The sequence below is a fragment of the Asticcacaulis sp. P2_B1 genome (assembly GCF_056404915.1).
Window position 1 is genome coordinate 702,091 of sequence record NZ_JBFUDD010000001.1, and the last position, 23,994, is coordinate 726,084.

At 61.4% G+C, this 23,994-nt stretch carries 32 protein-coding genes; 20 read left to right on the forward strand and 12 right to left on the reverse strand.

Annotated features, from left to right (window positions below):
• The first annotated feature begins 7 nt into the window (after positions 1–7).
• The 9 genes from AC1DX3_RS03330 to AC1DX3_RS03370 all read left to right on the forward strand — a co-directional run bounded on the left by AC1DX3_RS03330 (position 8) and on the right by AC1DX3_RS03370 (position 5,954).
• Positions 8–1,144 (forward strand): Re/Si-specific NAD(P)(+) transhydrogenase subunit alpha, encoded by a 1,137-nt coding sequence (locus AC1DX3_RS03330; protein WP_476987808.1) that lies wholly within the window; start codon positions 8–10, stop codon positions 1,142–1,144.
• Positions 1,145–1,540: a nuclear transport factor 2 family protein gene (locus tag AC1DX3_RS03335; RefSeq protein WP_476987809.1), complete on the forward strand. Its 396-nt coding sequence runs from the start codon at positions 1,145–1,147 to the stop codon at positions 1,538–1,540. It begins immediately after the preceding gene.
• Entirely contained in the window at positions 1,527–1,862 is a 336-nt protein-coding gene (locus tag AC1DX3_RS03340) for an NAD(P) transhydrogenase subunit alpha part 2 (RefSeq protein WP_476987810.1), read from the forward strand. Before AC1DX3_RS03335 ends, AC1DX3_RS03340 begins: the two co-directional genes overlap by 14 nt.
• A 1-nt stretch (position 1,863) precedes the next feature.
• The gene (locus tag AC1DX3_RS03345; RefSeq protein WP_476987811.1) at positions 1,864–3,282 is read left to right on the forward strand and encodes an NAD(P)(+) transhydrogenase (Re/Si-specific) subunit beta; all 1,419 of its coding nucleotides are present in this window, start codon (positions 1,864–1,866) and stop codon (positions 3,280–3,282) included.
• 39 nt (positions 3,283–3,321) lie between these two features.
• The gene (locus tag AC1DX3_RS03350; protein ID WP_476987812.1) at positions 3,322–3,483 is read left to right on the forward strand and encodes a transcriptional regulator; all 162 of its coding nucleotides are present in this window, start codon (positions 3,322–3,324) and stop codon (positions 3,481–3,483) included.
• Positions 3,484–3,538: 55 nt separating this feature from the next.
• Positions 3,539–3,940, forward strand: a complete 402-nt coding sequence (locus AC1DX3_RS03355) for a hypothetical protein (RefSeq protein ID WP_476987813.1) — start codon at positions 3,539–3,541, stop codon at positions 3,938–3,940.
• 16 nt (positions 3,941–3,956) lie between these two features.
• Positions 3,957–4,370 (forward strand): DUF1801 domain-containing protein, encoded by a 414-nt coding sequence (locus AC1DX3_RS03360; protein WP_476987814.1) that lies wholly within the window; start codon positions 3,957–3,959, stop codon positions 4,368–4,370.
• Between the two features lie 69 nt (positions 4,371–4,439).
• Positions 4,440–5,123 carry a hypothetical protein gene (locus AC1DX3_RS03365; protein WP_476987815.1) on the forward strand — a complete coding sequence of 228 codons (684 nt, stop codon included), beginning with the start codon at positions 4,440–4,442 and terminating at the stop codon, positions 5,121–5,123.
• A gap of 102 nt (positions 5,124–5,225) precedes the next feature.
• Positions 5,226–5,954, forward strand: a complete 729-nt coding sequence (locus AC1DX3_RS03370; protein WP_476987816.1) for a hypothetical protein — start codon at positions 5,226–5,228, stop codon at positions 5,952–5,954.
• A gap of 186 nt (positions 5,955–6,140) precedes the next feature.
• Here the strand turns inward: AC1DX3_RS03370 and AC1DX3_RS03375 are convergent, their stop codons facing one another.
• The 3 genes from AC1DX3_RS03375 to rpsU all read right to left on the reverse strand — a co-directional run bounded on the left by AC1DX3_RS03375 (position 6,141) and on the right by rpsU (position 7,591).
• Positions 6,141–6,638, reverse strand: a complete 498-nt coding sequence (locus AC1DX3_RS03375) for a hypothetical protein (RefSeq protein ID WP_476987817.1) — start codon at positions 6,636–6,638, stop codon at positions 6,141–6,143.
• Positions 6,639–6,817: 179 nt separating this feature from the next.
• Complete coding sequence (locus AC1DX3_RS03380) at positions 6,818–7,219, reverse strand: acyl-CoA thioesterase (protein WP_476987818.1); 402 nt, start codon at positions 7,217–7,219, stop codon at positions 6,818–6,820.
• A gap of 111 nt (positions 7,220–7,330) precedes the next feature.
• A complete protein-coding gene (rpsU, locus tag AC1DX3_RS03385; RefSeq protein WP_476987819.1) occupies positions 7,331–7,591 on the reverse strand; it encodes a 30S ribosomal protein S21 in 261 nt (86 codons plus the stop codon).
• A 292-nt stretch (positions 7,592–7,883) separates the two neighbouring features.
• Here rpsU and AC1DX3_RS03390 point away from each other — a divergent pair, with 292 nt between their 5' ends.
• On the forward strand, positions 7,884–8,555 hold the full coding sequence (locus AC1DX3_RS03390) for a COQ9 family protein (RefSeq protein ID WP_476987820.1): 672 nt from the start codon (positions 7,884–7,886) through the stop codon (positions 8,553–8,555).
• Positions 8,556–8,565: 10 nt separating this feature from the next.
• Here AC1DX3_RS03390 and AC1DX3_RS03395 read toward each other — a convergent pair whose 3' ends face one another.
• The 3 genes from AC1DX3_RS03395 to purE are packed head-to-tail and all read right to left on the reverse strand — an operon-like array spanning position 8,566 to position 10,414.
• On the reverse strand, positions 8,566–8,850 hold the full coding sequence (locus tag AC1DX3_RS03395; RefSeq protein WP_476987821.1) for a YciI family protein: 285 nt from the start codon (positions 8,848–8,850) through the stop codon (positions 8,566–8,568).
• Positions 8,850–9,923: a 5-(carboxyamino)imidazole ribonucleotide synthase gene (locus AC1DX3_RS03400; RefSeq protein WP_476987822.1), complete on the reverse strand. Its 1,074-nt coding sequence runs from the start codon at positions 9,921–9,923 to the stop codon at positions 8,850–8,852. The genes AC1DX3_RS03395 and AC1DX3_RS03400 overlap by 1 nt, the downstream gene beginning before the upstream one ends.
• Positions 9,923–10,414, reverse strand: coding sequence for a 5-(carboxyamino)imidazole ribonucleotide mutase (gene purE / locus AC1DX3_RS03405; RefSeq protein WP_476987823.1), 492 nt, complete (start codon positions 10,412–10,414; stop codon positions 9,923–9,925). Before purE ends, AC1DX3_RS03400 begins: the two co-directional genes overlap by 1 nt.
• 238 nt (positions 10,415–10,652) lie before the next feature.
• Here purE and AC1DX3_RS03410 point away from each other — a divergent pair, with 238 nt between their 5' ends.
• On the forward strand, positions 10,653–11,507 hold the full coding sequence (locus AC1DX3_RS03410; protein WP_476987824.1) for a GGDEF domain-containing protein: 855 nt from the start codon (positions 10,653–10,655) through the stop codon (positions 11,505–11,507).
• Positions 11,504–11,896, forward strand: a complete 393-nt coding sequence (locus tag AC1DX3_RS03415; protein ID WP_476987825.1) for a VOC family protein — start codon at positions 11,504–11,506, stop codon at positions 11,894–11,896. The genes AC1DX3_RS03410 and AC1DX3_RS03415 overlap by 4 nt, the downstream gene beginning before the upstream one ends.
• Positions 11,897–12,006: 110 nt before the next feature.
• Here AC1DX3_RS03415 and AC1DX3_RS03420 read toward each other — a convergent pair whose 3' ends face one another.
• From AC1DX3_RS03420 to AC1DX3_RS03430, 3 genes are all read right to left on the reverse strand, one after another.
• The gene (locus tag AC1DX3_RS03420) at positions 12,007–12,222 is read right to left on the reverse strand and encodes a hypothetical protein (protein WP_476987826.1); all 216 of its coding nucleotides are present in this window, start codon (positions 12,220–12,222) and stop codon (positions 12,007–12,009) included.
• A 183-nt stretch (positions 12,223–12,405) separates the two neighbouring features.
• The gene (locus AC1DX3_RS03425; protein ID WP_476987827.1) at positions 12,406–12,537 is read right to left on the reverse strand and encodes a hypothetical protein; all 132 of its coding nucleotides are present in this window, start codon (positions 12,535–12,537) and stop codon (positions 12,406–12,408) included.
• A 117-nt stretch (positions 12,538–12,654) separates the two neighbouring features.
• Positions 12,655–13,815 (reverse strand): deoxyguanosinetriphosphate triphosphohydrolase, encoded by a 1,161-nt coding sequence (locus tag AC1DX3_RS03430; RefSeq protein ID WP_476987828.1) that lies wholly within the window; start codon positions 13,813–13,815, stop codon positions 12,655–12,657.
• A 110-nt stretch (positions 13,816–13,925) separates the two neighbouring features.
• On the opposite strand from AC1DX3_RS03430, the gene AC1DX3_RS03435 reads away from it, so the two are divergent.
• Entirely contained in the window at positions 13,926–14,255 is a 330-nt protein-coding gene (locus AC1DX3_RS03435) for a HesB/IscA family protein (protein ID WP_476987829.1), read from the forward strand.
• Here the strand turns inward: AC1DX3_RS03435 and AC1DX3_RS03440 are convergent, their stop codons facing one another.
• Complete coding sequence (locus AC1DX3_RS03440; protein ID WP_476987830.1) at positions 14,256–16,553, reverse strand: calcium-binding protein; 2,298 nt, start codon at positions 16,551–16,553, stop codon at positions 14,256–14,258.
• A 269-nt stretch (positions 16,554–16,822) separates the two neighbouring features.
• Here AC1DX3_RS03440 and AC1DX3_RS03445 point away from each other — a divergent pair, with 269 nt between their 5' ends.
• Positions 16,823–17,611, forward strand: a complete 789-nt coding sequence (locus AC1DX3_RS03445; RefSeq protein ID WP_476987831.1) for an exodeoxyribonuclease III — start codon at positions 16,823–16,825, stop codon at positions 17,609–17,611.
• A 27-nt stretch (positions 17,612–17,638) separates the two neighbouring features.
• On the opposite strand, the gene AC1DX3_RS03450 is transcribed toward AC1DX3_RS03445, so the two are convergent.
• Complete coding sequence (locus AC1DX3_RS03450; protein WP_476987832.1) at positions 17,639–17,998, reverse strand: VOC family protein; 360 nt, start codon at positions 17,996–17,998, stop codon at positions 17,639–17,641.
• A 229-nt stretch (positions 17,999–18,227) separates the two neighbouring features.
• Between AC1DX3_RS03450 and AC1DX3_RS03455 the strand changes: the two genes are divergently transcribed.
• From AC1DX3_RS03455 to AC1DX3_RS03480, 6 genes are all read left to right on the forward strand, one after another.
• Positions 18,228–18,896, forward strand: coding sequence for a hypothetical protein (locus AC1DX3_RS03455; RefSeq protein WP_476987833.1), 669 nt, complete (start codon positions 18,228–18,230; stop codon positions 18,894–18,896).
• 84 nt (positions 18,897–18,980) lie between these two features.
• Positions 18,981–19,721: a hypothetical protein gene (locus AC1DX3_RS03460; RefSeq protein WP_476987834.1), complete on the forward strand. Its 741-nt coding sequence runs from the start codon at positions 18,981–18,983 to the stop codon at positions 19,719–19,721.
• A 109-nt stretch (positions 19,722–19,830) separates the two neighbouring features.
• Positions 19,831–20,523 carry an NnrU family protein gene (locus tag AC1DX3_RS03465; protein WP_476987835.1) on the forward strand — a complete coding sequence of 231 codons (693 nt, stop codon included), beginning with the start codon at positions 19,831–19,833 and terminating at the stop codon, positions 20,521–20,523.
• A gap of 90 nt (positions 20,524–20,613) precedes the next feature.
• A complete protein-coding gene (locus tag AC1DX3_RS03470; RefSeq protein WP_476987836.1) occupies positions 20,614–20,784 on the forward strand; it encodes a hypothetical protein in 171 nt (56 codons plus the stop codon).
• Between the two features lie 45 nt (positions 20,785–20,829).
• A complete protein-coding gene (locus tag AC1DX3_RS03475) occupies positions 20,830–22,212 on the forward strand; it encodes an MATE family efflux transporter (protein ID WP_476987837.1) in 1,383 nt (460 codons plus the stop codon).
• Positions 22,202–22,960: an SDR family NAD(P)-dependent oxidoreductase gene (locus AC1DX3_RS03480; protein ID WP_476987838.1), complete on the forward strand. Its 759-nt coding sequence runs from the start codon at positions 22,202–22,204 to the stop codon at positions 22,958–22,960. The genes AC1DX3_RS03475 and AC1DX3_RS03480 overlap by 11 nt, the downstream gene beginning before the upstream one ends.
• 135 nt (positions 22,961–23,095) lie before the next feature.
• Here the strand turns inward: AC1DX3_RS03480 and AC1DX3_RS03485 are convergent, their stop codons facing one another.
• The gene (locus AC1DX3_RS03485; protein ID WP_476987839.1) at positions 23,096–23,992 is read right to left on the reverse strand and encodes a cobalamin biosynthesis protein CbiG; all 897 of its coding nucleotides are present in this window, start codon (positions 23,990–23,992) and stop codon (positions 23,096–23,098) included.
• Between the last annotated feature and the right edge of the window lie 2 nt (positions 23,993–23,994).

Sequence of the window (23,994 nt, forward strand, 5' to 3'; positions counted from 1 at the left end):
AAACATCTTGGGCTTGATCCTTGCCATTACGTCCGAACAGACGCCGGGCGAAACCCGTGTCGCCGCGACTCCCGATACCGTCAAGAAGTGGACCGCCGCCGGCCACAAGGTCAACGTTCAAGCGGGCGCCGGCCTTGGCGCCTCGATCACCGACGATGCCTTTGCCACCGCAGGCGCGACCCTCACCAAATCGGTCAAGGACACGCTGAAAGACGCCGACATCGTGTTGAAGGTGCGCGGCCCGGCCAAGGACGAGATCGCGGCGTTGAAGGCCGGCGCCATCGTTGTCGCCATGCTCGACGCCTACCGTGAGAAAGATACGCTGAACGCCCTGGCCGCCAAGGGCGCCTCGGCCTATGCCATGGAATTCGTCCCCCGCATCACCCGCGCCCAGGTTATGGACGTGCTGTCGTCCCAGGCCAATCTCGCCGGCTATCGGGCCGTTATCGAAGCCGCCAATGCGTTTGGCAAGGCCTTCCCGATGATGATGACGGCCGCCGGCACGGTCGCGCCTGCCAAGGCCTTTATCATGGGCGTCGGCGTCGCCGGCCTGCAAGCCATCGCCACCGCCCGCCGATTGGGCGCTGTCGTCACCGCTACCGATGTGCGGCCGGCCACCAAGGAACAGGTCGAAAGCCTGGGCGCCAAGTTCCTCGCCGTCGAGGACGAGGAGTTCAAGAACGCCCAAACCGCCGGCGGTTACGCCAAGGAAATGTCGGCCGAATACAAGGCCAAGCAGGCGGCCCTGACTTCGACCCACATCGCCAAGCAGGATATCGTCATCACCACGGCCCTGATCCCTGGCCGCGCCGCGCCGATCCTGGTGACCAAAGAACAGGTCGCCAGCATGAAGCCCGGCTCGATCCTGATCGACCTGGCGGCGCCCCAGGGCGGCAATGTCGAAGGCTGCGTCGCCGACAAGGTGGTCGACGTCAACGGCGTCAAGATCATCGGCCTCAGCAATATTACGGCTTCGATCGCCGCCGACGCGTCTGCTCTTTACGCCCGCAACCTGCAGGCCTTTGTCGGCCTGCTGATCGACAAGGACGGCAATCTGGCGCCCGACGCCGAGGATGAAATCCTCAAGGCAGCCTTGGTCACCCATGGCGGCGCCGTCGTCCATCCCAATCTGAAGGGCGCCTGAATGGCCCGCACAGCCGTCGATTACGAACAGCAGGCGACGCATTGGTACGCCGCGTGGAACAGCCACGATCCGCGCGCCATTTGCGATCTCTATGCCGACAATCTGGTCTTCATGTCGCCCTTCGTCGCCAAGCTCGGCCTGTCGGAGCGCGGCGTCCTGACCGACATCCAGGCCTTTTACAAATACGTTTCCGACACCTTGCCGCGCGTGCCCAATCTGAAATACGAGCCGGTCGCCAACTGCGTCGGCGCCCAGGGCCACACCCTGGTCTATCGTAACCAATCGAGCCACATCGTCGCGGAAACCTTCGAATATAACGACCAGGGCCTGATCCGCCTGGCCAGCGCGGCCTTCTCGACCGCCCCGATCAAGAGGAAAAACTATGGAAGCCGTTGATCCTACCATCTTCCGCCTGGCCATCTTCGTCCTGGCCATCTTCGTCGGTTACTATGTCGTGTGGAGCGTGACACCGGCCCTGCACACGCCTTTGATGGCCGTGACCAACGCCATTTCCTCGGTCATTATCGTCGGCGCCCTGATCGCCGCGGCCGCCAGTGCGCAAGGCATGGGCCTCGGTGCCTGGGTTTCCAAGGGCGCGGGCGGTATCGCTTCGGCCCTGGCCGCCGTCAATATCTTTGGCGGTTTCATGGTCACGCGCCGCATGCTGGCTATGTACAAGAAAAAAGACAAGCCGGTTAAGGCCGAGGGGAGCAAGTAAAATGGATTTCGCCAGCATCGCCGCCCTCGCCTATCTTGTCTCGGGCGTCCTCTTCATCCTGGCCCTGCGCGGCCTGTCGAGCCCGGAAACCAGCCGTCAGGGCAATCTCTACGGCATGATCGGCATGGCCATCGCCGTCGGCGTCACCCTGCTGTCGCTCTTCTTCAAGGGCGATCTCGACCCGACCACCATCGTCATCATCCTGTGCGGCATCGCCGTCGGCGGGATCGCCGGCATGACCATCGCGCAGAAGGTTTCCATGACCTCCATGCCGCAACTGGTTGCCGCCTTTCACTCCCTGGTCGGTATGGCCGCCTGCATGGTCGCTATTGGCGCACTCTATGCTCCGCGCGCCTTCGGTATCGATAATGGCCTGGACGGCATCAAGACGCAGTCGATCATCGAGCTGTCTTTGGGTTGCGCCATCGGTGCCATCACCTTTACCGGCTCGGTCATCGCCTTTGCCAAGCTCAACGGCAATATGTCGGGCGCGCCGATCATCCTGCCCATGCGGCACGCCCTCAATATCGCGCTCGGCGTTGCCGTCGTTGTGCTGATCGGCATCCTGATCGCCACCGGTGGCCTCGCCACCTGGGCCTTCTGGGGCATCTTCCTGATCGCCCTGGTCCTCGGCATTACGCTAATCATCCCGATCGGCGGCGCCGACATGCCCGTTGTCGTCTCCATGCTCAACTCCTATTCCGGCTGGGCTGCGGCGGCGCTCGGCTTCACCCTGGAAAACATCGCGCTGATCATCACCGGCGCCCTCGTCGGTTCCTCCGGCGCCATCCTGAGCTACATCATGTGCAAGGGCATGAACCGCAACTTCTTCAGCGTCATCATGGGCGGCTTCGGCGGGGACAGCGCTGCTGCCGGCTCGGGCAAGGTCGAAACCCGCCCGGTCAAACAAGGCTCGGCCGACGACGCCGCCTTCATCATGAAGAACGCCTCGAAGGTCATCATCGTCCCCGGCTACGGCATGGCCGTCGCCCAGGCCCAGCACGCCCTGCGCGAAATGGCCGACAAGCTGAAGGAAGAAGGCGTCGAGGTCAAATACGCCATCCATCCCGTCGCCGGCCGCATGCCCGGCCATATGAACGTGCTGCTGGCCGAAGCCAATGTGCCCTATGACGAGGTCTTCGAACTGGAAGACATCAACTCGGAATTCGCCACCGCCGACGTCGCCTTCGTGATCGGCGCCAACGACGTGACCAACCCCGCCGCCAAGACCGACCCGACCTCGGCCATCTTCGGCATGCCGATCCTGGAAGTCGAAAAGGCCCGGACGATCCTGTTTATCAAGCGCGGGATGAGCGCGGGCTATGCCGGGGTTGAGAATGAGCTGTTCTTTAAAGACAATACCATGATGCTGTTCGGCGATGCCAAGAAGATGGTTGAGGGGATCGTTAAGGGACTTTAGAGAAGGCAACGGGCACGGACCGTCGGCGGACCCCATAACATGCAATATGAATTTCTAAGGACAGAGGCCGAGTATCAGGACGCCCTCAAGAGACTCGATAAACTCACGGGTGCCGCACCAGGTTCGCCCGAAGGCGATGAGTTGCAGGCCTTGACGGAATTGATCCAGGCCTACGAGGACGAGCACTTCCCGTACGACTGACTTGACCCAGGCAAGATATTGCCACACCCTGCCCTTCACCTTGGATGGGAACATAATGCGCAACCGCCTCTTGATCTGTCTTATGGCATCAGTCGTCGCCATAGGCGCGGGCGCGGCCTCCGCACAACCGGTCGATCCGACGGCCACGACCCCAGATATGATAGACCGTTACGCCCATGCGTCATGGACATATCCTGATGCCGATGAAATGGCAGGCATCTATCCGAACGGTGCTTTTGAGAATAGCCCCGAAGGTCAGGCAACGATAAATTGCACGCTCGCCGCAGACGGGACATTGACGGCTTGCGACATCGTCAGCGAGATGCCGCCGGGTTATGGAATCGGGGAAGCGACTTCCAATGCTTTCCTGCATTCGTGCCATGTCGATCCAAGCACTGTTAAGGGTGGCATCCAACCCGGTGACCATCAGAAATTCATTTACAAGTGGAGCCTTTAGTTAGGGCGTTCTTGCTATGGCCGAGCCGAAAACCAAACCGACCGATGCCAGCGTCACCGACTATGTCGCCGCCCTCGCCGATCCCAAACGGCGCGAGGCATGCGAAACCTTGATCGCCCTGCTCGATGAGATTACCGGTGAAAAACCGGTCATGTGGGGCACCAGTATCGTCGGCTATGGCCGCTATATCACCCAGACCAAACCGCCGGCGCCCTGGCCCCTGATCGGCTTTTCACCGCGCGCTGCCTCCATGACCGTCTATATCATGGGCGGCCTCTCCGAACGCGGCGACCTGATGGAAGGCCTGGGCAAATACACCACCAAGGGCGGCTGCCTCTATTTCAAAAAGATCACCGACCTGGACCTCGACCGCCTCAAGGCCCTGCTGACCTGGGGATATGCGACAATGGCGACACGCCACCCGCAATAAGCCACGGTTGCGCCTTCAATTCTGCACAATCGCCTGATGTTATCGTGCCAGCAACAAACGGGGGCTTTTATGAACAGACACTTGCTTTTAACCGCAGTGGTGGCCGCTGCCGCCTTCAGCTTCGCTGGCGCCGCCATGGCCGGCAATGAGACCAAAACGGTCGCCGCCGACAAGGTTTTTCCCTTCATTACCAACTACTATGCCTTGCCTCCCGCCGATCGGGCCCATTTCCACCTGGTCTATAGCCTGGTCAGCCAGGGCGCCAAGCTCAGCGATATCAGTCTGTCGCTCAACGGCGCGCCCATCAATATCGGCGCGAGCGGCGTCCTGTCGCCGCTCCCGACCGACGCCCAGCTCAAGGCCAAGGCTACCGTCACCTATACCCGTCCTGCCGGCAGCAAGTTCGGCATCAGCCTGGGCGTATTCCCAAATGCCCAGCCGCAAGCGGCCATGGATGTCCGACCGCTCAACCAGGCAATCGACGAAGCCCGCAAAGGCGCCAAGAGCATGGCCGGCCTGCTGGCCCTGGCCGTACCGACGCTGGATCGACTGATGGTCTACGGCGTCGCCTCCGGTCAGGTGAAATTGGCTGACGGTCAGGTCAAACCCCTGCCGTTCGCGGCTGCGACGACCGACAAGAACGGCGGCAAACACCCGGCGCATCTGACATATGTACCCGCCGATTTTCCGACCGCACAAAGCCTGATTTTCAACGCAACGCCGACGCTTTTGTCGATCGAAAGCAAGGATTGATTGGGTTTTTACCCATTCAGGTCCCATTCAGCCACAATTTTGTATATCTACGTCTCTATGGTAAGGCTTGAAAAAAGCCACTAACAATACCGTAAGTGATGGATGTCTAACGTGTTGAAGTCTGTAAGCAAGGCCGCTTCGATGATGGCGGTCGTTGGTCTTTTAAGTACCCCTGTCGTAGCCCAGCCCAAGTTGCCGGATGCCACGACCGCCAATGGCATCAGCACCCAAACCGCCAATGCCGCCGATGCCTTTCCGGGCCTGAAGGCCTTCCTGGCCATGCCTGCGTCGCAGCGCAGTCAGGTCAATGTCTTCTATGTCCTGCGCATCAAGCACTGCGATGCGTCCCAGGTCCATGTCACGCTAAAATCCGGCGGCCGTTCGACACCTCTGAATGTCGCCGGAGATGGCCGCATCACGCCCTTGCCGACGGCTGCACAACTGAACAGCGGCGCCACGGTGACCACCACGGGCCCCGCCTCGTGCACCGTCGGCATGAAGATCAAGGTCTTTTCGCCCCAGGGTCTGAAGCAGGACTACGATGCCGTGGGCCTTGCCACGGGCGTCAAGCAGGGCAATGCTGCCATGGGCAAGATTGCCGGCATCCTGGCCTTCGGGCTGCCGAAGCTCGATCGTGTCAACTTTGTCGGCGGCGCCGACGGCACGGTGACCTTCGCCAACGGCCAGACCAAGCCCTTGCCGAAGACGGGCGCCAATGGCGACTACCCGGCCGGCACGCCCTATTTCGTACCATCGCAAATGGGCGGGGCGGTGAAGATCCACCTCAATGCCGTTCCGCGCGCGGTGATGTTCGACAACGCCCCGAAATAACCAAAGGCCCGATCACCGATCGGGCCTTACTCTCTTCCTTACTGCCTTACTTCCTTTTCCACCGGCGCGCTTAAGGCTTACCGGTGAGTCGAAACGCGTTGGCTTTCGAGGACGCGCAGCGACGTGTACGTTTGTACACGAGCAAGCGCCCAGAGAAAGATGACGGGTTGCAGACCTCCGAAAGCCTTAAGCTTCCTGGGATTTGATGTGCTTTTGGAGCGTGACAAACATCCCCAGCCAACCAGCGCCGTAGGCGCAGACGGCGACCAGTACCGGGCACAGGATGAGCACCCACAGGGGGTTCGGCAAGCTGATCATGCCGATCAGATAGCCTGCGAACAGCAGGATGCCGACGATCCAGGCCGGAAACTGGCCGAGCTTGGCCATGCGCACGGCGCAGTAGCCGCCGGCCAGGGTGCCAAGCGCCCACGAGATGATCTTGATGAAATAGGCTTCCATCGGCATGGTCTTGAGCAACTCACGCAGTTGGTCCTTGTCGGCCATGTCGAGCACGGGCGGCGGCGGGAACATATAGTCACCGATGGCGTGGAAGATGGTGTCGACCACCATGCCGAGCAGCAAGCCGCACAGGACCGCCAGAATGACCACCAGAACCTGACGCGTCTTGGTCTCGTCCCATTCGCTCAGCCAATCCTGGAAACGACCGAAAAATGACGACTTCATCTAAGAACCCCTGTTACGCTGGTCGCCCACTGTTGCCTGCCTGAGGTCATTGGGTCAATGCCCTATTCTTAACATAATTTAACTTTGCGCAAAACGAAGAAATTTTTCCGCCCGAGCGCCGCTGGGCTCGCCTGATCGGCGGCGCGCTCCGCCCTTGCCAAGCCTTTTCAGGCTTGGAATTACGCCGGATTGACCGGCCGCGGCCTGCCCATGCCGTCGATGGCGACGAAGGTAAACATAGCCTCGGTCACCCGTGTTTTTTCTTCGCTTTCGCGCGGGCGGCGGTAGGCGTCGACCTTCATCTTCATCGAGGTCCGGCCGACCGACAGCAGCTTGGCATAGACACTGACCTCGTCGCCGACCTGGACCGGCGTCAGGAAAACCATGCCGTCGACGGCGATGGTCGCCACGCGGCCGCGCGAAATCCGTGCCGCGATATTACCGGCCGCCAAATCCATCTGCGACATCAGCCAACCACCGAAAATATCGCCCGAAGGATTGGCGTCGGCCGGCATGGCCGTGGTCAGGGTGGCGAGATCCTTGGGATCGGGGGCGGTTTCGACAGAATCGCTGTGCGGCATGATGGCTCCGGGCCCTGGACAGCAAAAGGCGCTGAAGCCGGGCTTCAGCGCCTTTTATCATCTCAAGTCTAGATGTTTCAACGGCTTAAACGCCGGAAACAGTCTTAAATTCTAGGCTTTAACGGTCCGGACGGGAGCAGGTGCACCACCTTCGCGTTGAATGCGCTTGCGGGCCAGCTTACGGGCGCGACGCACGGCTTCAGCCTGCTGACGGGCGCGCTTTTCGGACGGCTTTTCGTAGTGTACGTGGCGCTTCATTTCGCGGAAGGAACCTTCGCGCTGCATCTTCTTCTTCAGGGCTTTCAGGGCCTGATCGACGTTGTTGTCGCGGACAAAAATCTGTACCAGAGGTATCTCTCCATTCGGGTTCAAAGGTGGCGGGAATGCCAGCGCCCTGACCTCGTCCCGTCTGCCAATAGTGAAAAAAAACGTGTGCCCGCAAACCGAGGGCCTGCAGGAAGATCGCACTGCCCATACATCAGCCCGACTCGCCTGTCCAGCCAAAGCCCTCTAAAAAAGGGGTTTTACACGGCTTTTTTGCTGTTTTGTCGGCCATTGCGTCATTGCCGGGGTTTGGCGCCCAGTTCGGCCATGCGACATTTTGTTACCGCGGAAATGCCTCACGGCCCTTGGCGCAACGCCACATAGCGCCTATCATGACGCCATGACCACGCCGCCGCCCCTGCATCATATCAAAGCCGCCGAAGCCAAGCTGGCCCAGGCGGTAGCGCCCTTCGTGCCGGATCTCGGGCTTAATCGCCTCAGCCTCAATGCCGGCGCCAAGGCCGCAGGCTTCAGCGACGGCGAGCGCGACCTGATCGCACCCAACGGCGCCAGGGATATCGCTGCGATTCTGTGGCGCGCCCACGACGCGGTTCTGACGAGCCCGGACACCGAGACCGCCCTCGCCACTATGAAGATTCGCGACAAGATCGGCCACCTGTTGACGCTGCGGCTCGACGCGGCGGCCGCGGACGAGCGTCTGGCGAAACACCTGATGGGCTTTTTCGCCCTGCCCCACCACGCGGCCCTGTATCACCGCCTGCTGTGGGAGACCGCGGACATCATCTGGCGCCTGGCCGGCGACAAGGCTTTGGATGAAAACCACTATACCAAGCGTATGATCGTCTCAGGCATACTGACGGCGGCCATGATGACGCGTCTCAGCCAGGGCCGAGATGCCCAGCAAGATCAGTTGGCGCGCAATATTCAGTCGGTTATGGATTTCGAAAAGTTCAAGGCAAAGCTGCCGTTCAAGCCCGAGGAAGCCATACTTAACCTGGCGGGTGCTCTCGGCAAGATGCGATTCGGCCGCGGCGCTGATACCGCGGCCTGAACCGTCGTAATTAACCGATAAGCCCTTCCAGGCCGTCAGCGGTCGAGGTGATATTGACTTCGCTGATGGTATAGTCGGCGACACCGTTGACCGTGAACGGATCGCGCTTCGCCATGGCTTCGACGTCGCCGCGATCGCCCTTGGCCAGGATCATGCCGCCCGTGCGCGGGACGCGGCGGCCGGCGGCGAGAAACAGGCCGCTGGCATAGCCTTCCTTGATCCAGGCATAGTGGGCTTCCAGGTGACGGTCGACTTCGTCGTTCGGCACCTTGTAGGTCAGGGTCAAAATAAACATTACGATACTATCCTGTTGATATGGCCCATCTTGCGGCCGGGACGCGGTTCGTCCTTGCCATAGACATAAAGACGGGCATGGGGTTCAGCGGCCAGATCCGGCCATAGTAAGATGTCGGCGCCGAGCAGATTGCTCATCTCGACCGTAAAGCGCGCGGTCGTATCACCGAGAGGCCAACCGGCGACGGCGCGGATATGTTGTTCGAACTGGTCGCACAGGCAACCGTCCTGGGTCCAGTGACCCGAATTGTGGACGCGCGGCGCGATCTCGTTCAGCAGCAGGCTGTCGTCGGGCAGGACGAACAGTTCGACCGCCAGAACGCCGACATAGTCGAGACCTTCCAACACCTTGCGGGCGATGTCGTGGGCGGCGGCCGTGATGGCCGGGCTGACCTGGGCCGGCGCCAGGGTTGTCGACAGGATGCCGCCGACATGGTGGTTCTGGCCGATCGGGAAGGTTTTCACCGCCCCGTCCCAGCCGCGCGCCGCGACGACGGAAATCTCACGCACAAAGTCGGCTTTGGCTTCGAGTATGGCCGGGCGACCGCCCAGCGACTCATAGGCCGCGGCAGCGTCTTCGGGCTGGCGAATCCACACCTGGCCCTTGCCGTCATAGCCTTCGCGCCGCGTTTTCAGCAGAGCGGGCGCATTATGATTGGCGGCGATGGCGGCCTGCAAATCGGCCAGGGTGTCGATCGCCCAGAAGTCCACGGTGCCGATACCGGCGTCGCGGGCAAAGGTCTTTTCCAGCACACGATCCTGGGTGATCCGCAGCGCCTTGGACGAAGGGGCGACCACGGCGCCTTGGCTTGCCAGGAAATCCAGGCTGGCCGCGGGTACGTTTTCGAATTCGAAGGTGATGACGTCGCATTGTTCCGACAGGCGCAGCAAGGCGCCTTCGTCGGAATAGGCGGCGACTTTCGAAGCCAACGACACCTGGGCCGCCGGGGATTCCTTGTCCGGGCCGAAAATCGCCACCTTGAACCCGAGGCGCGACGCTGCCTGGGACAACATCCGTCCCAACTGCCCGTCACCGAGAATGCCGATCGTCGCGCCGAGTTGCAGCGGCGCCATCAGTCTTCCACCGTGTCGGGAACATTGTCGGTTTGGACCGTGCGCAAGGCGTGAACGCGTTCGGCCAGGGCCGGGTCATTGAGGGCCAATATCTGCGCCGCCAGCAGGCCGGCATTCTTGGCGCCGGCTTCTCCGATCGCCAGGGTGCCGACGGGTACGCCGCCCGGCATCTGCACGATCGACAACATCGAATCGATGCCTTTCAGGCCTTCCTTGAGCGGCACCGGCACACCCAGCACCGGCAGGRTGGTCAGCGAAGCCGTCATGCCCGGCAGGTGCGCGGCGCCCCCGGCGCCGGCGATAATGACTTTGAATCCCTTCGCTTCGGCCGTTGTGGCAAAGTCGTACATCCGCTTAGGTGTACGGTGCGCCGAGACAACCCGCGCCTCATAGGCGACGCCCAAACTGTCGAGGGCGGCGGCGGCGGCCTTCATCACATTCCAGTCGGATCGTGATCCCATAATGATGGCGACCGGCGGCGTCTCTGCCATGTTATGTCCTGCGCAAAAGGCTGTTTGAGAAGGCGCGGAGTATAGTGAGCGAACCCCAAATCGCAAGTCCTTCTTTTGCACCGCAAACAAGGCTGTCCCCGCATCTATCCACCCCGCTGAATTAGCCTGTTAAGACGTTCGCTGACGCATTGCGCCGTCCCCCATGCTATGCTTTGATGGCGACATACAAGACAGCCCTGTGGCCCGGCGGCCCGGCGCTCCGGCACGAAGTAGATTGATGGGACTTGATAGCAACCTTCCCCGCACCGGCGGCTCGCCGGCGGCCTCGCCTGAACGCGAGCCTTCGGTTGATTCTGGGCGCGCCGCGACGACCGCGTCGATGCAGAGCTTGATTGCGCAATATTTTGAAAACGGCATCCCGTCCGAAGCGCCGCCGCCCGTCCAGGCTTTCGCCCTGAGCGCACCGCCGACCGAGCTGCGCGTCGCGCGTTCGTTTGCCAGTTTGGAAGCCGCCGTTGCGACGCCGCCGGCTGACATAGCGCCCGAACCGCAACAATGGCCGGCTTCGGCTCAGGCGCTTATCGAATCGCTGATGATGGAGAATGAGCGCCTGCGCGAGCAATTGCACCAGCAGGCCCTGCAATTGCACAGCGCTCAGGACCAGGCCGACAGCGACGTTCTGACGCCGACGCTCAACCGGCGCGCTTTTCTGCGCGAAGTCCAGCGCGCCATGGCCGACTGTAAGCGCTATGGTGAAGACGCGTGCCTGGTCTATCTCGACATGGACAGTTTCAAGGCCATCAACGATACCTACGGCCACGGCGCCGGCGATGCCGCCCTGGTCCACGTCGCCGAAACCCTGAAGGCCAGTGTTCGCGAAGGCGACTCGGTCGGCCGTATGGGCGGCGACGAATTCGCCGTGCTGCTGCGTCGCGCCGATTTGATGTCGTCGCGCATCAAGGCGATGAAGTTGGAGGCCGAGTTGGCTCTGGGGACGTTCGAGCATGCCGGCCTGTACCTGAAGGTTGGCGGCTCCTTCGGCGTCCGCGCCTATGCCAACCAATCCACGGCCGAGGCTTGGCTGAGCGAAGCCGATGCGGCCATGTTCCTGGTCAAAAAAGCGGCGCGATGAGCCATATTGCCGCCATCGCCCTGCTCGTCGCCGATTATCACGAAGCCATTAGCCACTATTGCGACGGCCTCGGCTTCGATCTCATCGAAGACACCGATATGGGTGGCGGCAAACGTTGGGTATTGGTCGCGCCGCCAGGATCGTTTGAGACACGCCTGTTGCTGGCCAAGGCCACCAAACCCGAGCAGGTGCAGCAGATCGGTCACCAGGCCGGCGGCCGCGTTTTCCTGATCCTGCATACGGATGACTTTGCCCGCGACTATGCGCGCTTCGCGGCCGCCGGCGTCACCTTTACCGAAACGCCGCGCCACGAACCCTATGGTCAGGTTTGCGTTTTTCGCGACAAGTTCGGCAATCTCTGGGATTTGCTGCAGCCGGTCCAGCATTAGCAGCACAGAATTGGCCGAATAAAAACGGCGCCAAAAAACGGCGCCAAAGAAATGGCGCCAAAGAAATGGCGACAGTCACCTGCCGCCCTCTTCATCTATCTATAGGTGGATCAGTAGCTGGTCGAGGTCGACGTACTGGTCGAGGTCACGCTGGTGCCGTCGGGGGCGGTCGAACTGGTTGTCTGGCTGACCGTTTGCCCGGTGACGACGCCGTCCTGGGTCGTGACGCTGGTGGTGGTGGTGGTCGTTTCCGGCGTGGCGCAGGCTGCCAGGGAGGCAGCGGCGATAGCCATGATGGCGGCGACGGGAATGAAGGTCTTGCGCATGGATCTTGTCCTTATCGGGTTGTAACGAGGCCGCCGGAGCCTGTAACGCCAACACATTACGCCTGAAGATGTCACATAAAGCACGAGGGCGGACATTTACCATGATGCGCCCCGCCGGATAAGGATGCGGTGCCTTTACTTCGCGTCTGAGATAAAGACGTTATGTCTCGACACCGCTCCGCCTTACATCGATGAAGACGACGACGAGCTGGACATGGTTTCCGAGCTGGTCGTGTCGTCATGATGCATCATCGAACAGGCCGAAAGCGCTGCCATAGCGACCACGGTAGCCGCCAGGATAAGGGATTTACGCATGAGGGGGAGCTCCATTGTTGGATGTGTTCGCCTGTATGGTGAACACCGGCACAATGTCGCGTATGTTATAATGTAGCCGTATGTTTAGGGCGCCAACTTATAAAGAAGCCATAAGTTTTAACCGCCAAACGAGAACAGCCGCCGGTGTTCCTCGATCGCGAAGGCGTCGGTCATGCCGGCGATATAATCGCAAATAACCCGGGCACGCGCGGTTTCGGTATCCTTGGAACAGACCAGTTGGAACCACTGGGTCGGCAAGGTGTCGGGCTCGGTCATAAACAGGTTGAACATCTCGTTGAGCGTCCGCTTGGCATGGCTGCGGGTGCGGTTGAGCTTGTAATGCTTGTACATGCGCTCGAACAGGAAGCCGCGCAGACGCGACAGGTCGTCGTAAACACCCTTGGAAAACTGTACCATTTGACGCCGCGCCGTTCGGACATCCTCGGCCGTCGCGATACCGTCCTCGGCCAGGCGTTTGGCCGTCTCTTCCTGGACATCGTTGATCATGACACCAATCATTCGCCGCACCGCTTCCAAGCGCAGCATGCGGTCGTCGATGGCCGGCCAATCCTTTTGCACGGAACGGATCGCCGGTCCGATCATCGGCACATCGATCAGGTCGGCAATGGTGAACAGCTCGGCGCGCAGACCGTCGTCGACATCGTGATTATTGTAGGCGATATCGTCGGCGATCGCCGCCACCTGTGCTTCCAGCGAGGCAAAGGTGTCGGTGCGCAGATCCCACTGATCGTTGAAATCGACGATCGACTTCCACGACGGCTCGGCCATGTGGTGGCCGACCGGGCCGTTATGCTTGACGATGCCTTCCAGGGTTTCCCAGGTCAGGTTGAGCCCGTCCCAGGCCGGATAGCGCACTTCCAGCTTGGTGATGACGCGGAAGGTCTGGACATTGTGGTCGAAACCGCCCCACGGCATCATGGAGGCATGGAGCTGATCCTCGCCGGCATGGCCGAACGGCGGATGACCCAGGTCGTGCGACAGGGCGATCGTTTCGGCCAGGTCGACATCGATATTCATCGAATGGGCCAATGAACGCGCGATCTGCGCCACTTCCAGGCTATGGGTCAGCCGCGTGCGGAAATAGTCGCCTTCATTGGCGACGAAAACCTGGGTCTTGCCCTTCAGCCGGCGGAAAGCCGTCGAATGGATGATGCGGTCGCGGTCGCGGGCGAAAACCGTGCGCGTGGCGCTATCCGCTTCGGGATACAAACGGCCACGGCTACGGGCGGGGTCTTCGGCATAGGGAGCGAGCGTCATGCGGTATGGCCTGTATTTTTCGTCTCCCGCTATACTACATTCGCTAAAAAAGTGATGCTTTTTATCGATAAGGGCCTGATCTTGCCGGAAAAAGCGACTATATGGATGCCATGAGCCACAACATCTCCCTGACCAAATCGGCAGCCGCCCACCTCAATCGCCTGAGCCGCGAGGCCGGTCATCCAGTCATGCTGCGCGTCCTGGTCGAAGGCGGCGGCTGTTCGGGCTTCCAATATAAGCTCGACCTGACCGACACGCCGCAGCCCGACGAGGCTCAGATTGCCCTGGACGGCGCCACGGCCCTGGTCGACGATATCTCGGCGCCGCTGATGGCGGGGTCGATCATCGACTACGTCGAGGAACTGGTCGGCTCCCAGTTCAAGATCCTCAATCCGCTGGCCACCGCGTCCTGCGGCTGCGGCACCAGCTTTTCCTTGTAATCACCACACGATCTGGTCGAGGAAGGCGGCGTCGCTCGCTGTCGTATTGAGTACCCGAACCCAGTTGCCGTCGCCGAAATCGATCACCGCATCATTGCCGTCCTGTGTGATCTGGATGCCGCCGCCCCATGCCTCGCCGCCACTATAGGCATGAACATTGACGTGATCGTTCTCCGCGGCGGAAAAATCGCGAATGACATCGTGCCCGTTGCCATGGCTGAAACGGAAGGTGTCGGCGCCCAAACCGCCGGTCAGCTTGTCGGCGCCCGCCATGCCGTCGACGATGTCGTTGCCGCTGCCGCCGTTCAGCCAGTTGTTTCCGCGATTGCCGTACAGCGTATTGTTGCCGGAAGACCCCTGCCCCGACAGATTGGCGCCGCCCGTCAGGATCAATTCCTCGACATTGGTGCCGAGCGTGAAACTGACCGACGCCTTGACGACATCGAAGCCCTGGCCACCATATTCGCGCATCACATCGCCGGCGTCGGTGGCGTAGGCGAGATCATTGCCGGCGCCACCCAGCATCAGGTCATGGCCCGCCCCACCGATTAGCGTGTCATTACCGTCGCGGCCGCCCAACCGGTTATTTCCGTTATTGCCGGTCAGGACATTGTCCAGACCATTACCGGTCCCGTAGCGGTCTCCGTTAAGCAACAGGGTGAGATTCTCGACATTGTCAGCCAGGGTCGTTGTCCCCGTCGCCAGCATGGTGTCGATACCGCCGTCGGCATATTCGAGAACCGTCTGGCCGCGATAATAGTAATAGGTATCGTTGCCACCACCACCGTACAGCACATCCATCCCGCCGACGCCGTTCAGCGTATCGTCGCCGCCACCGCCGCTTAAAGAGTCGTTGCCGAAGGTACCGCTGATGACATTGTCCTTGTCGTCGCCGATGACGATCGCATTGCCGTTGTAATGGATGTTGTTGCCGACGTCGTAATAGGTATTGACGTAGTAGAAGTCGATATTTTCGACATTCTGGATCGTGTTGCTGCCCTCGCCGATCAGGACCTTGCCCTGTTCGAGATCGACGGTGATCGTGCCGGGATTGGTCAATCCGCTGCCGTCGTCCGACCGCTCCCAGGTCTGGTTGAAGAGCTCAAGGTGCAGGCCGTCAATGCCGTCACCGCCGTCGATACTATTGCCGTCGAACCAGAAGGCAGCGCTGCCCGATGCCCCCGCATCGCCATCCTGACCGTCATGAGCGCCACTGTCATCGAGGCCGCCGACGCCGCCGTGGCCGCCCGGCCCGCGCTCGCCCGTCGACAGATTGATTTGCAGGTTCAGTCGTTCGTCGGCCGCCGTCCCCGTGAAATGGTTGTTGGTGATCGTCATATTGACCTTGCCGGCGTCGCCGCCGTCACCGCCTTCACCACCCATGCCGTAGACGTAATCGATCGTCACGGTGTGATTGTCGTCGCGAATGGTCAGGCCGTAGCCTCCCGAGCCCCCCATTCCGCCGGGACTGCCCGATCCGGCCTGGGCGACGAAGTGCGCCGTCTGATGGAAGTCCAGCCAGTTGCCGTCGACCGTCACCGTCGCGTCGCCACCATTGCCGCCGTCGCCACCGTCTCCGCCGTCATTGGCTTCATTACCGCCGCCGGTGCCCAAACCGCCTCCGCCCGCCAGGTTGCCAAAGGCGCCGTGGGCTTCGACCACCACATTGCCATGGATGGTGCTGGTTTTCAGCGTGGCGGCGGCATCGCCACCATCACCGGCATTGGCGCCATTGCCGGCCAGGCCGCCATTGCGCGGATCGACCGTCCAGTCGAGCGAGGTGGTGACGACCCCGCCATCACCCTCTTCGCTCATCCAGTCGAAGATGAACTGGTGATAATCACTGGCCCCGGCCGTGCCCTGGAAGCCCGTGCCGCCCCAACCGCCATCGCCGGCCGTCGCCACCATTTTCAGGCCATTGGCCGCGACCAGACCGCTGCCGCTCAAACGGCTTTCGCCGCCGTCGCCGCCGTCGCCGCCACTTCCGCCATCCCCAGGCAAAGAATAGGTATCATGCCAGGTTTCAGCCTGACCGGTCAGGTTTTCGTCGCGATGCATGAAGGCTTGGCCGCCATAGTTGCCGTCGCCGCCGTGGCCGCCATTGCCGCCACGGAGGCGAATATCGACGAGGCCTCCGTCGATTTCCGCCTGTGTGATCGTGTGTGTGGCATTATGACCGCGGGTCCCGCCGGTGCCGTCGCCGCCGTCGCCGGCCGGCGTGTCCAGGTCGGTTGAATCGGTGCCCACGACGCCGTTGACACCGTCGGTTCCGTTGCTGGCTGTAATCGTCGTGGTCATGTCGCACTCCCGAAAAGGCGGGCGCTTGACGTCATCGCGGGATACTAATGCCTGCGTGTTGCATGGCCCCGGGTGCCTGGAATGCGGCAACCCGTTAAACATCGCGAAGTCTCGTCACACCCTGCTGAACGGCCGCTTATATGCGTGGCCTGTAGCAAACCGTATCATGGCAGTGTCGCGCCTGACAAGCCGACACGACGCCGTTATCCGAAACGTGATCGCCGGATTTCGGCTTGCGGAAGCGCAATCCGACCTCTAACTTGCCTGCCATGAGACTCGCCACCTGGAACGTCAACTCCGTCAATGCCCGCCTGCCGCTGATCCTCGATTGGTTCCGCGAGGAGCAACCCGACGCCTGCGCCTTGCAGGAAATCAAATGCATCGACGAGAAATTCCCCGTCGAAGCCTTCGAATCCCTGGGTTACAACTGCGCCGTCCACGGCCAGAAAAGCTATAACGGCGTGGCCATCCTGTCGAAATTCCCGCTCAGCGACGTGCGCAAGGGGCTGGACGACCAAGAAGACGATCACGCCCGCTATATCGAAGCCGTGCTGGAGGCGCCCGTCCCGGTGCGCTTTGCTTCCATCTACCTGCCCAACGGCAATCCGATCGGCACCGACAAATACGATTACAAGCTGCGTTGGCTGGAACGCCTCCACGCCCGCGCCGCAGACCTGCTGCCGCTGGAGGAAATCACCGTCCTGACGGGTGATTTCAATGTCATCCCGACCAAGGCCGACCTGTGGAAGGAAAGCGTCTGGCTGGACGACGCCCTCTACCAACCGACCGTGCGCCAAGCCTACCAGGGTTTGCAGAACCTGGGCTTCACCGAAGCCTTCTCCGCCATGCCGCCCGAAGGCAACCGCTACACCTTCTGGGACTATCAGGCCGGCGCCTGGCAGAAAAACGAAGGCATTCGGATCGACCATCACCTGCTGTCGCCTCAAGCCGCCGACCGGCTGACCTCCGTCACCATCCACAAGGATGCCCGTGGCCGGTCTCACGACGAAGCCAAGCCGTCCGACCATGTGCCGGTCGTCATCGAGCTCGACGTTTAAGCTGGAGCATCAAGGTCGATACGTGCCTCAGGCGGAGGGATCGGGTTCCCACAGTTCGATCGCATTGCCCTCAGGATCATGGATGCGCGCGAAGCGTCCAATGCCCGGCATATCCCATTCGGGCTTGGTGATCACGGCGACCCCCGCCGTGCGCAGCGTCGCGGACAGGCCGTCGAGATCGTCCACACGCAGATTGAGCATCCATTGGCGGTCCGCGGCGAAATAATCCGTATCCGCCGGGAACGGCGCGAAGACGCTGGGCCCGCCTTGGGTCTGCCACTCGCCATAGGGCAGCGAACCCACGCCGAGATGTTCGACATACCAGGCCCGCATGGCCTCCGGATCCTTTGCACGAAAGAAGAAGCCGCCGATTCCCGTCACGCCCATTTTCGCCTCCTTGTCATCCCAGGCTCGAAGCCCACACAACCACTATAGGAGCCACGGCTCGTCTTGCAAGCCTGCGATGACGCCGATGCCCGGTTTCCGCCAGACATCATTCCGCACCCAACTTCGGTATTAATGCGTGGTCGTTAAGAGCTGAGAAACCCTATTTTAACCGGCGCGTGCCTACTTAAAGATTCGTTATCCGTAACAGTCTTCGAGCGTGAACGTTTACATGGTCCATGCGGCGCGCATCCTGCTCTATTTTTTCTTCGCCGGCATCGCCCTGACCCTGATCGCCTCGGGCCTGATGTGGTGGTTCGAAAATACGCGCCGGCTCAGCCGGGCCCTGACGACCGCGCTCGGCAAGCAACCCGACGCCACGCTTTACGATCTCAATACCCATAAGGCCGCCGGCCTCGATTTTACCGCCGGCGACTTGGCCATCATGTGGAATACGGGGGCGCAAGGCCTGGTCTTCACGTTCGACGAGATAGAGGGCGCCGAATTGATCGTCGACGAGCGCGTCGTCGCCCGGGCGCAAAAAGGCGAAGCCCGCCGCGTTCTCAACGAAACCTACGCCCAGGCGTCGCACGTGACCCTGCGGTTGATGTTCGACGATGTCCAGACGCCGGAATTCGAGGTCAATCTCTTCGGCGACGTCAGCCACAACCCCGTCCACGCTAAAACGGCAGCCGAAGCGGTACGCCTGGGCCGCAAATGGTTGTCGCACATCGATGCGGTGATCAAGCGCGTACCGGCGGCGCCCAGTCCCTATCCCGAAGAGGCGCCGGTCGTCGCCGGCGGGCCCGCCATCGGTACCGCCGCACCGCCATGGGAGGACGATGTCGAAGACAGGCCGACCTATGACGAAGATGACACGTACGGCGAGGAAAAAAGCTAAACTTTCCCCAATCGGTCATTGGCCCCTTAACCTCGGGCTTAATTCGTGGTTAACTTATCGGCAGCGCGCGTCATTGCGCGACGTATGTACACGCGAACGCCCACAGATATCAGGTTCAACACCTTGCCGACCTACCTGCCGACGATCATTATTCTGTCCGCCGCCGTTTTCGCGATTCTGTTGATCCTGTACCGGATTTACGATTCGCGGGTCGAGCAGCCGAAGAAGCTTGAGGATGAGCTGCGCGAAGGCCTGGGCGGCTTCAAGGCCGACGTCCAGGCGCTCGAACCCGTGCGCAAGGCGGCAGCCGCCAGCTCCTATGCCGGCGACCGGATCGTCATCGTGCGCAATTTCGGCAAGATCCCGCACAAGCCTTACAAGATTGCCGACCTGATCGGCATGGAAGTCTTCGTCGACGACCGCGTCATTGCTCGCGTCATGCGCTCCGGGCCCCACAAAATGTTCGACGACATCGCGCCCGTGGTCAACCGCGTCACCATGCGACTCGTTTTCGACGATCCCGGCGATCCCGATTTCGAACTGGTCCTGTGGGATCCGCACGACGCCCTGACCGCCCGCGCCGAAGGGCCCCGCGCCGCCATGAATAATGCGCGCAAGTGGTTCTACCACGTCGAAGCCATTATGCGCCGGCCGATTCCCATTCCCGTCAAGGCGCCGCCGCCGATCGCGCCGGTGCCGGAACCGGCCAAGGTCGCGGCCCCTGCCCCCAGCTTGCCGCCCAAGCCGGCGGATCCCGACGCCCTGCCCTCGCCGCGCAAGCCCGAGGGCGACGTCCTCAACGCGCCGATCATTCCTTACATCTGAGGCCCTGCATCCGGGGGCGATGTCTTCAATCGCTTCCGGCGCCCCGAATCCTGTGGTAGGAAATCATGTGCCTGCCTGGGCACCAAAATTTTAAGGCTTGGAACCGACCATGTGGACCCTGGCGCTCGCCTGCGCATTTTTCCTCGGCATTCATTTGATGATCAGCGGCACACCGCTCAAGGAGCGCGTCATCGCCCGCATCGGCGGCGTCGCCTGGTACATCATCTTTTCCGTGCTGTCGGTCATCGGCCTGATCTGGATGTGCGTCGCCTTCGCCATCGCCCTTAGCGATCAGGATAACCTCAATGTTGTCCTGTGGACCGCGCCGCTGTTCCTGCGCGTTATCGCCCTGGTCTTTAATTTCATCGCTTTCCTGCTGGTCGTGCTCGGCATGTTCACGCCGTCTCCGACCAATCTCTACGCCCTGCATCGCTTACCGGAAAAGCCCGTCTACGGCATTATTCGCGTATCGCGGCACCCGGTCCTGGCCGGCATCGGCCTGTGGGCCCTGATCCACATCATTTGCAATGGCAATCTGGCGGCCTGGTTGTTCTTCGGCACCCTGCTGGCGCAATCCGCGCTGGGCGCCATCAATATCGACCGCAAGCGTATCGCCTTGATGGGGGACGTCTATGCCTCGATCACGAAGCGCACCTCGATCCTGCCCTTCGTCGCCATTATCGAAGGCCGCACGGCTTTCGCGCCCGAAGAGTTGGGTTATGCACGCATGTTTCTCGCCGCCTCGTTGTTTTCTGTATTCACGGTGTTGCACGAAATGCTCTTTGTCGTGCGAGCCTTGTGAGCAGGTGCACATTTTTATTGCGCCCATCACAAATGTTTGAACAGATACGGGTATGATCTGAAAAATTCAGGTGGGTGGGTTGCGTCGGTTATGAAGGTTTCAGCTTTTACTCTGTTGCTGTTTTTTGTCGCCGTGGCGTTGGTCATGGCCAGCCTGATCGGCCATTTCCGCAGCGTCGAATATTTAACCCAGTACCAATACTGGCTGATGGCCGGCGGTTTCGGCGTCCTCGCCTTCGGCATCATCTTCAAGGGCCATTGACGAAGCCTCATTGAGGTTGGGGCCGAAATCGGCTACATCGCGCCCATGCGAAACGTGATCACATTCGACGATAAAACCAGGGCGGCCTTTGCCGCCCTTTATAGTCTGTCATGGCCGGTCGTCATGTCGCGTCTCGGCGTCGTGCTGATGAGCCTGATGGACACCATCGTCGTCGGCCAATACAGTTCCGCCCAGCTCGGTTTCCTGATGCTGGCTCAGGCCCTCTATTGGGTGCCCGCCATGACCAGTATGGGCCTCCTGATGGGCGTCCAGGTCAAGACCTCGCACTTCCTGGGGAGCGGCGACATTCATCGTATCGGCGCCGTCTTCCAACGCGCCATGATCCAGGCCCTGGTGCTGGGCGTCGTCTTCATGGTCATGCTGCTCATCGCCGGTCTCGCCTTCCTGCACCTGATCGTCACGCCGGACATGGCCCAGGGCGCGCGCCTCCCCAACACGCTCTTCGCCATCTCCATACCGGTCTTCCTGGTATCGATCGTCTGTACCCAATTCCTCGAGGCGCTCGGCCGCACCCGTGACGTCCTGATCGCCACCCTGTCGGCCAATGCCCTCAATATCGCCCTGCTGTTCCTGCTGGTGCCCGGCGAATTCAGTGCGTTCGGCATTCATTTCAGCGGCGCCGTCGGCGCCGCCACGGCCACCCTGATCGCCCGCACCGTGCAGAGCCTGGGCATGCTGGCCTATGTCCTCACGCTGAAACAAGCCAAGCCCTACGGCCTGCTCGACAAACAACCGGCCGACCACGCCGGAGCGGTCGAACAGCGCCATGTCGGCTATGCCACGGGTGCCGCCTATTTCATCGAGGTCGCCGCCTTTGCCGGCATGACCCTGTTCGCCGGTCATATCGGCGCGACGGCTGTCGCCAGTTGGGCCATCATCCTGAACTTCGCCAGCCTCGTCTTCATGGTTCCCATGGGCCTGTCGGTCGGCTGCTCGGTCCTGGTCGGCCGGGCCTATGGCGCCGGCGACCGCTCCGGCCTGGCCCTCACCGGCCGGGTCAGCTTTCTGTCGGCAGCTGGCTTCATGATTCTGGTCGTTATCGTTGTCCTGCTCGGCGCAGACCTGATCACCCGCTTCTACAGTCACGACGCTATTCTCATACCGATCGTGCGCAACGGCCTGCTTTTGTCGTGCCTGTTCTTCATCCCCGACGGCCTTCAGGTCGTGGCGGCCCAGGCCCTGCGCGCAAGAAAAGATATTCTGGCGCCGACCGTCATCCACTATGTCAGCTACGGCTTGATTATGCTGCCATTGGGTTTCCTCTTCAGTATTCCCATGGGCGGCGGGGTGGCAGGCTTGATCTGGGCCGTCGCGGTCGCCTCCCTGCTGTCCGGCACCTTCCAGACGGCGCGCTTTCTGTGGCTCGACAAGAAACCTTCCGTTCGGAGCATACCTAATGTTGGATGATTTACGCGGCAAGGCCGTCCTGATTACCGGCGCCAGCACAGGCATCGGCGCCGCCGCGGCCCTGGGCTTTGCCCGCCTCGGCGCCCGCGTCGCTGTGCACTACAATTCAAGCCAAGCCGAAGCTCAAGCCGTGATAGACGCCATCGCGGCCGAAGGCGGCGAAGCCTGCATCCTGCAAGCCGACCTGACCGATCCCGCTACCGCCAAGCCCCTGGTCGAAGCGGCCGCCGCCAAACTTGGCGGGCTCGATATTCTCGTCAACAACGCCGGCTCGCTGTTTACCCGGACGCCCTTCCTTGAGTGGGACGACGCCCTCTATGACAAGGTCATGGCACTCAATGTCCGCGCCGTCATCAATGCCAGCCAGGCGGCCGTGCCGCACATGGCAGCAGGCGGCGCCATCATCAATCTCGGTTCGATCGCCGGCAATAACGGCGGCGCGCCGGGCTCCGGCCTCTATGCCAGCGCCAAGGCCTTCGTCCACAATGTCACCCGCCATATGGCGACCGACCTGGCCAAGAAGAATATTCGCGTCAATGCTATAGCGCCCGGCGTCATTACGACGCCCTTCCATGCCAAGACCCCGCCTGAGCGCATGCAGGCCATGTTGAACACCGTCCCCATGGGACGTTTGGGTGTGGCGGAAGACTGCGTAGGACCGATCCTGTTTCTCGCCTCGTCGCAGATGAGCGGCTATATCACCGGCCAGATCCTGCACATCAATGGCGGCCAGTTGATGCCAGCTTGATTTCAAAGGCAAAGCCTCCGAAATCAAGCCTTTTTACTTAAGAGATGCCTCGCAACGGGACTAGGCGTCCCCCTCGGCGGGCGGGCGGGCTTGCCAAACCTTCCGTTTGAAGACCTTGCCAGGTTTGAAGAAAGCTCACAGCCCCAGCATCCAGCCTTCTTCGCTGGCGGCGATCTCGCGGTCGGCTTCGCTCAGGCCCTTCGGTCCGTTGAACAGGGCTTCGAGCTGCCCCTTGTCGTCGAGCTCCGCCAGGGCCGCGGCGGTCAAACGCACGGCCGTGGCATCCTTGACTTCACCGCTTTCGGCCGCGCCTTCGAACATCGGCGAATAGACCTCGGCCACCACGGTCGAGACACCGTCGAGGTCGATCGCGCCGAAGCCGGTGCCGAACGGCCACAGCCGCACGCCGTCGCCCAGACCGTCGATCAGCCCCTTCACCGCGGCTATACCCAGCATGGACTGACCGCCGACAACGCCGGCACCGTGCATCTGCCACAGACTCTTGGCCTGGGCGCTCTTTTTCAGGGTCTTGGTCGCCTCGTCGGTCAGGCGCATATCCGGAAAGTCGCCGAACGAGTCCGGCTTCAGGGTCGACAACCACTTTTGCGAAGCGTTCTTCGGGGCTCCCCAAAACGGCCACGCCTCATCCGTCATCAGCCGATTCATCTTGGCGGCGACCTGGAAGCGGTTATTGGAATTGTCCGGCTTGTCGACGACGTTCTTGGCCAGGAAATCCCACATGCCGCGCCAGTTGGCCTCTTTCAGGTCCAGCTTCGCCGCCGTGCCACGCGGAAAGCCCAGGGCGAAATCGAGCCCCAGGAAGATACGGTCGCCGCGCTTGTGCAGGTCGGCCAGGATCGAACGCAACAGGGTCATGCCTTCGGCGCGCGTGCTCGGGTTATGCGTTTCGTACGACAGGCGGAAGCGGACATCGCGCTTCATCACCCCGATCCACACCGAGGATTCGCCGGTCTTCTTGCCCTCGGCGGCGCTATAGTCAACAATTACGTAGGCGCCAAAAAGACGTTGCACGG

Bases quoted from the DNA above. Each gene is read 5' to 3' on its own strand.
- AC1DX3_RS03345 (WP_476987811.1), top strand. From the start codon at position 1,864: ATGGATTTCGCCAGCATCGCCGCCCTCGCCTATCTTGTCTCGGGCGTC.
- AC1DX3_RS03340 (WP_476987810.1), top strand. From the start codon at position 1,527: ATGGAAGCCGTTGATCCTACCATCTTCCGCCTGGCCATCTTCGTCCTG.
- AC1DX3_RS03365 (WP_476987815.1), top strand. From the start codon at position 4,440: ATGAACAGACACTTGCTTTTAACCGCAGTGGTGGCCGCTGCCGCCTTC.
- AC1DX3_RS03355 (WP_476987813.1), top strand. From the start codon at position 3,539: ATGCGCAACCGCCTCTTGATCTGTCTTATGGCATCAGTCGTCGCCATA.
- AC1DX3_RS03415 (WP_476987825.1), top strand. From the start codon at position 11,504: ATGAGCCATATTGCCGCCATCGCCCTGCTCGTCGCCGATTATCACGAA.
- AC1DX3_RS03350 (WP_476987812.1), top strand. From the start codon at position 3,322: ATGCAATATGAATTTCTAAGGACAGAGGCCGAGTATCAGGACGCCCTC.
- AC1DX3_RS03375 (WP_476987817.1), bottom strand. From the start codon at position 6,638: ATGAAGTCGTCATTTTTCGGTCGTTTCCAGGATTGGCTGAGCGAATGG.
- AC1DX3_RS03360 (WP_476987814.1), top strand. From the start codon at position 3,957: ATGGCCGAGCCGAAAACCAAACCGACCGATGCCAGCGTCACCGACTAT.
- AC1DX3_RS03335 (WP_476987809.1), top strand. From the start codon at position 1,145: ATGGCCCGCACAGCCGTCGATTACGAACAGCAGGCGACGCATTGGTAC.
- AC1DX3_RS03480 (WP_476987838.1), top strand. From the start codon at position 22,202: ATGTTGGATGATTTACGCGGCAAGGCCGTCCTGATTACCGGCGCCAGC.
- AC1DX3_RS03435 (WP_476987829.1), top strand. From the start codon at position 13,926: ATGAGCCACAACATCTCCCTGACCAAATCGGCAGCCGCCCACCTCAAT.
- AC1DX3_RS03445 (WP_476987831.1), top strand. From the start codon at position 16,823: ATGAGACTCGCCACCTGGAACGTCAACTCCGTCAATGCCCGCCTGCCG.
- AC1DX3_RS03395 (WP_476987821.1), bottom strand. From the start codon at position 8,850: ATGTTTATTTTGACCCTGACCTACAAGGTGCCGAACGACGAAGTCGAC.
- AC1DX3_RS03455 (WP_476987833.1), top strand. From the start codon at position 18,228: ATGGTCCATGCGGCGCGCATCCTGCTCTATTTTTTCTTCGCCGGCATC.
- AC1DX3_RS03400 (WP_476987822.1), bottom strand. From the start codon at position 9,923: ATGGCGCCGCTGCAACTCGGCGCGACGATCGGCATTCTCGGTGACGGG.
- AC1DX3_RS03430 (WP_476987828.1), bottom strand. From the start codon at position 13,815: ATGACGCTCGCTCCCTATGCCGAAGACCCCGCCCGTAGCCGTGGCCGT.
- AC1DX3_RS03425 (WP_476987827.1), bottom strand. From the start codon at position 12,537: ATGCGTAAATCCCTTATCCTGGCGGCTACCGTGGTCGCTATGGCAGCG.
- AC1DX3_RS03380 (WP_476987818.1), bottom strand. From the start codon at position 7,219: ATGCCGCACAGCGATTCTGTCGAAACCGCCCCCGATCCCAAGGATCTC.
- AC1DX3_RS03450 (WP_476987832.1), bottom strand. From the start codon at position 17,998: ATGGGCGTGACGGGAATCGGCGGCTTCTTCTTTCGTGCAAAGGATCCG.
- AC1DX3_RS03475 (WP_476987837.1), top strand. From the start codon at position 20,830: ATGCGAAACGTGATCACATTCGACGATAAAACCAGGGCGGCCTTTGCC.
- AC1DX3_RS03460 (WP_476987834.1), top strand. From the start codon at position 18,981: ATGTACACGCGAACGCCCACAGATATCAGGTTCAACACCTTGCCGACC.
- AC1DX3_RS03420 (WP_476987826.1), bottom strand. From the start codon at position 12,222: ATGCGCAAGACCTTCATTCCCGTCGCCGCCATCATGGCTATCGCCGCT.
- AC1DX3_RS03440 (WP_476987830.1), bottom strand. From the start codon at position 16,553: ATGACCACGACGATTACAGCCAGCAACGGAACCGACGGTGTCAACGGC.
- AC1DX3_RS03465 (WP_476987835.1), top strand. From the start codon at position 19,831: ATGTGGACCCTGGCGCTCGCCTGCGCATTTTTCCTCGGCATTCATTTG.
- AC1DX3_RS03470 (WP_476987836.1), top strand. From the start codon at position 20,614: ATGAAGGTTTCAGCTTTTACTCTGTTGCTGTTTTTTGTCGCCGTGGCG.
- AC1DX3_RS03390 (WP_476987820.1), top strand. From the start codon at position 7,884: ATGACCACGCCGCCGCCCCTGCATCATATCAAAGCCGCCGAAGCCAAG.
- AC1DX3_RS03410 (WP_476987824.1), top strand. From the start codon at position 10,653: ATGGGACTTGATAGCAACCTTCCCCGCACCGGCGGCTCGCCGGCGGCC.
- AC1DX3_RS03370 (WP_476987816.1), top strand. From the start codon at position 5,226: ATGTCTAACGTGTTGAAGTCTGTAAGCAAGGCCGCTTCGATGATGGCG.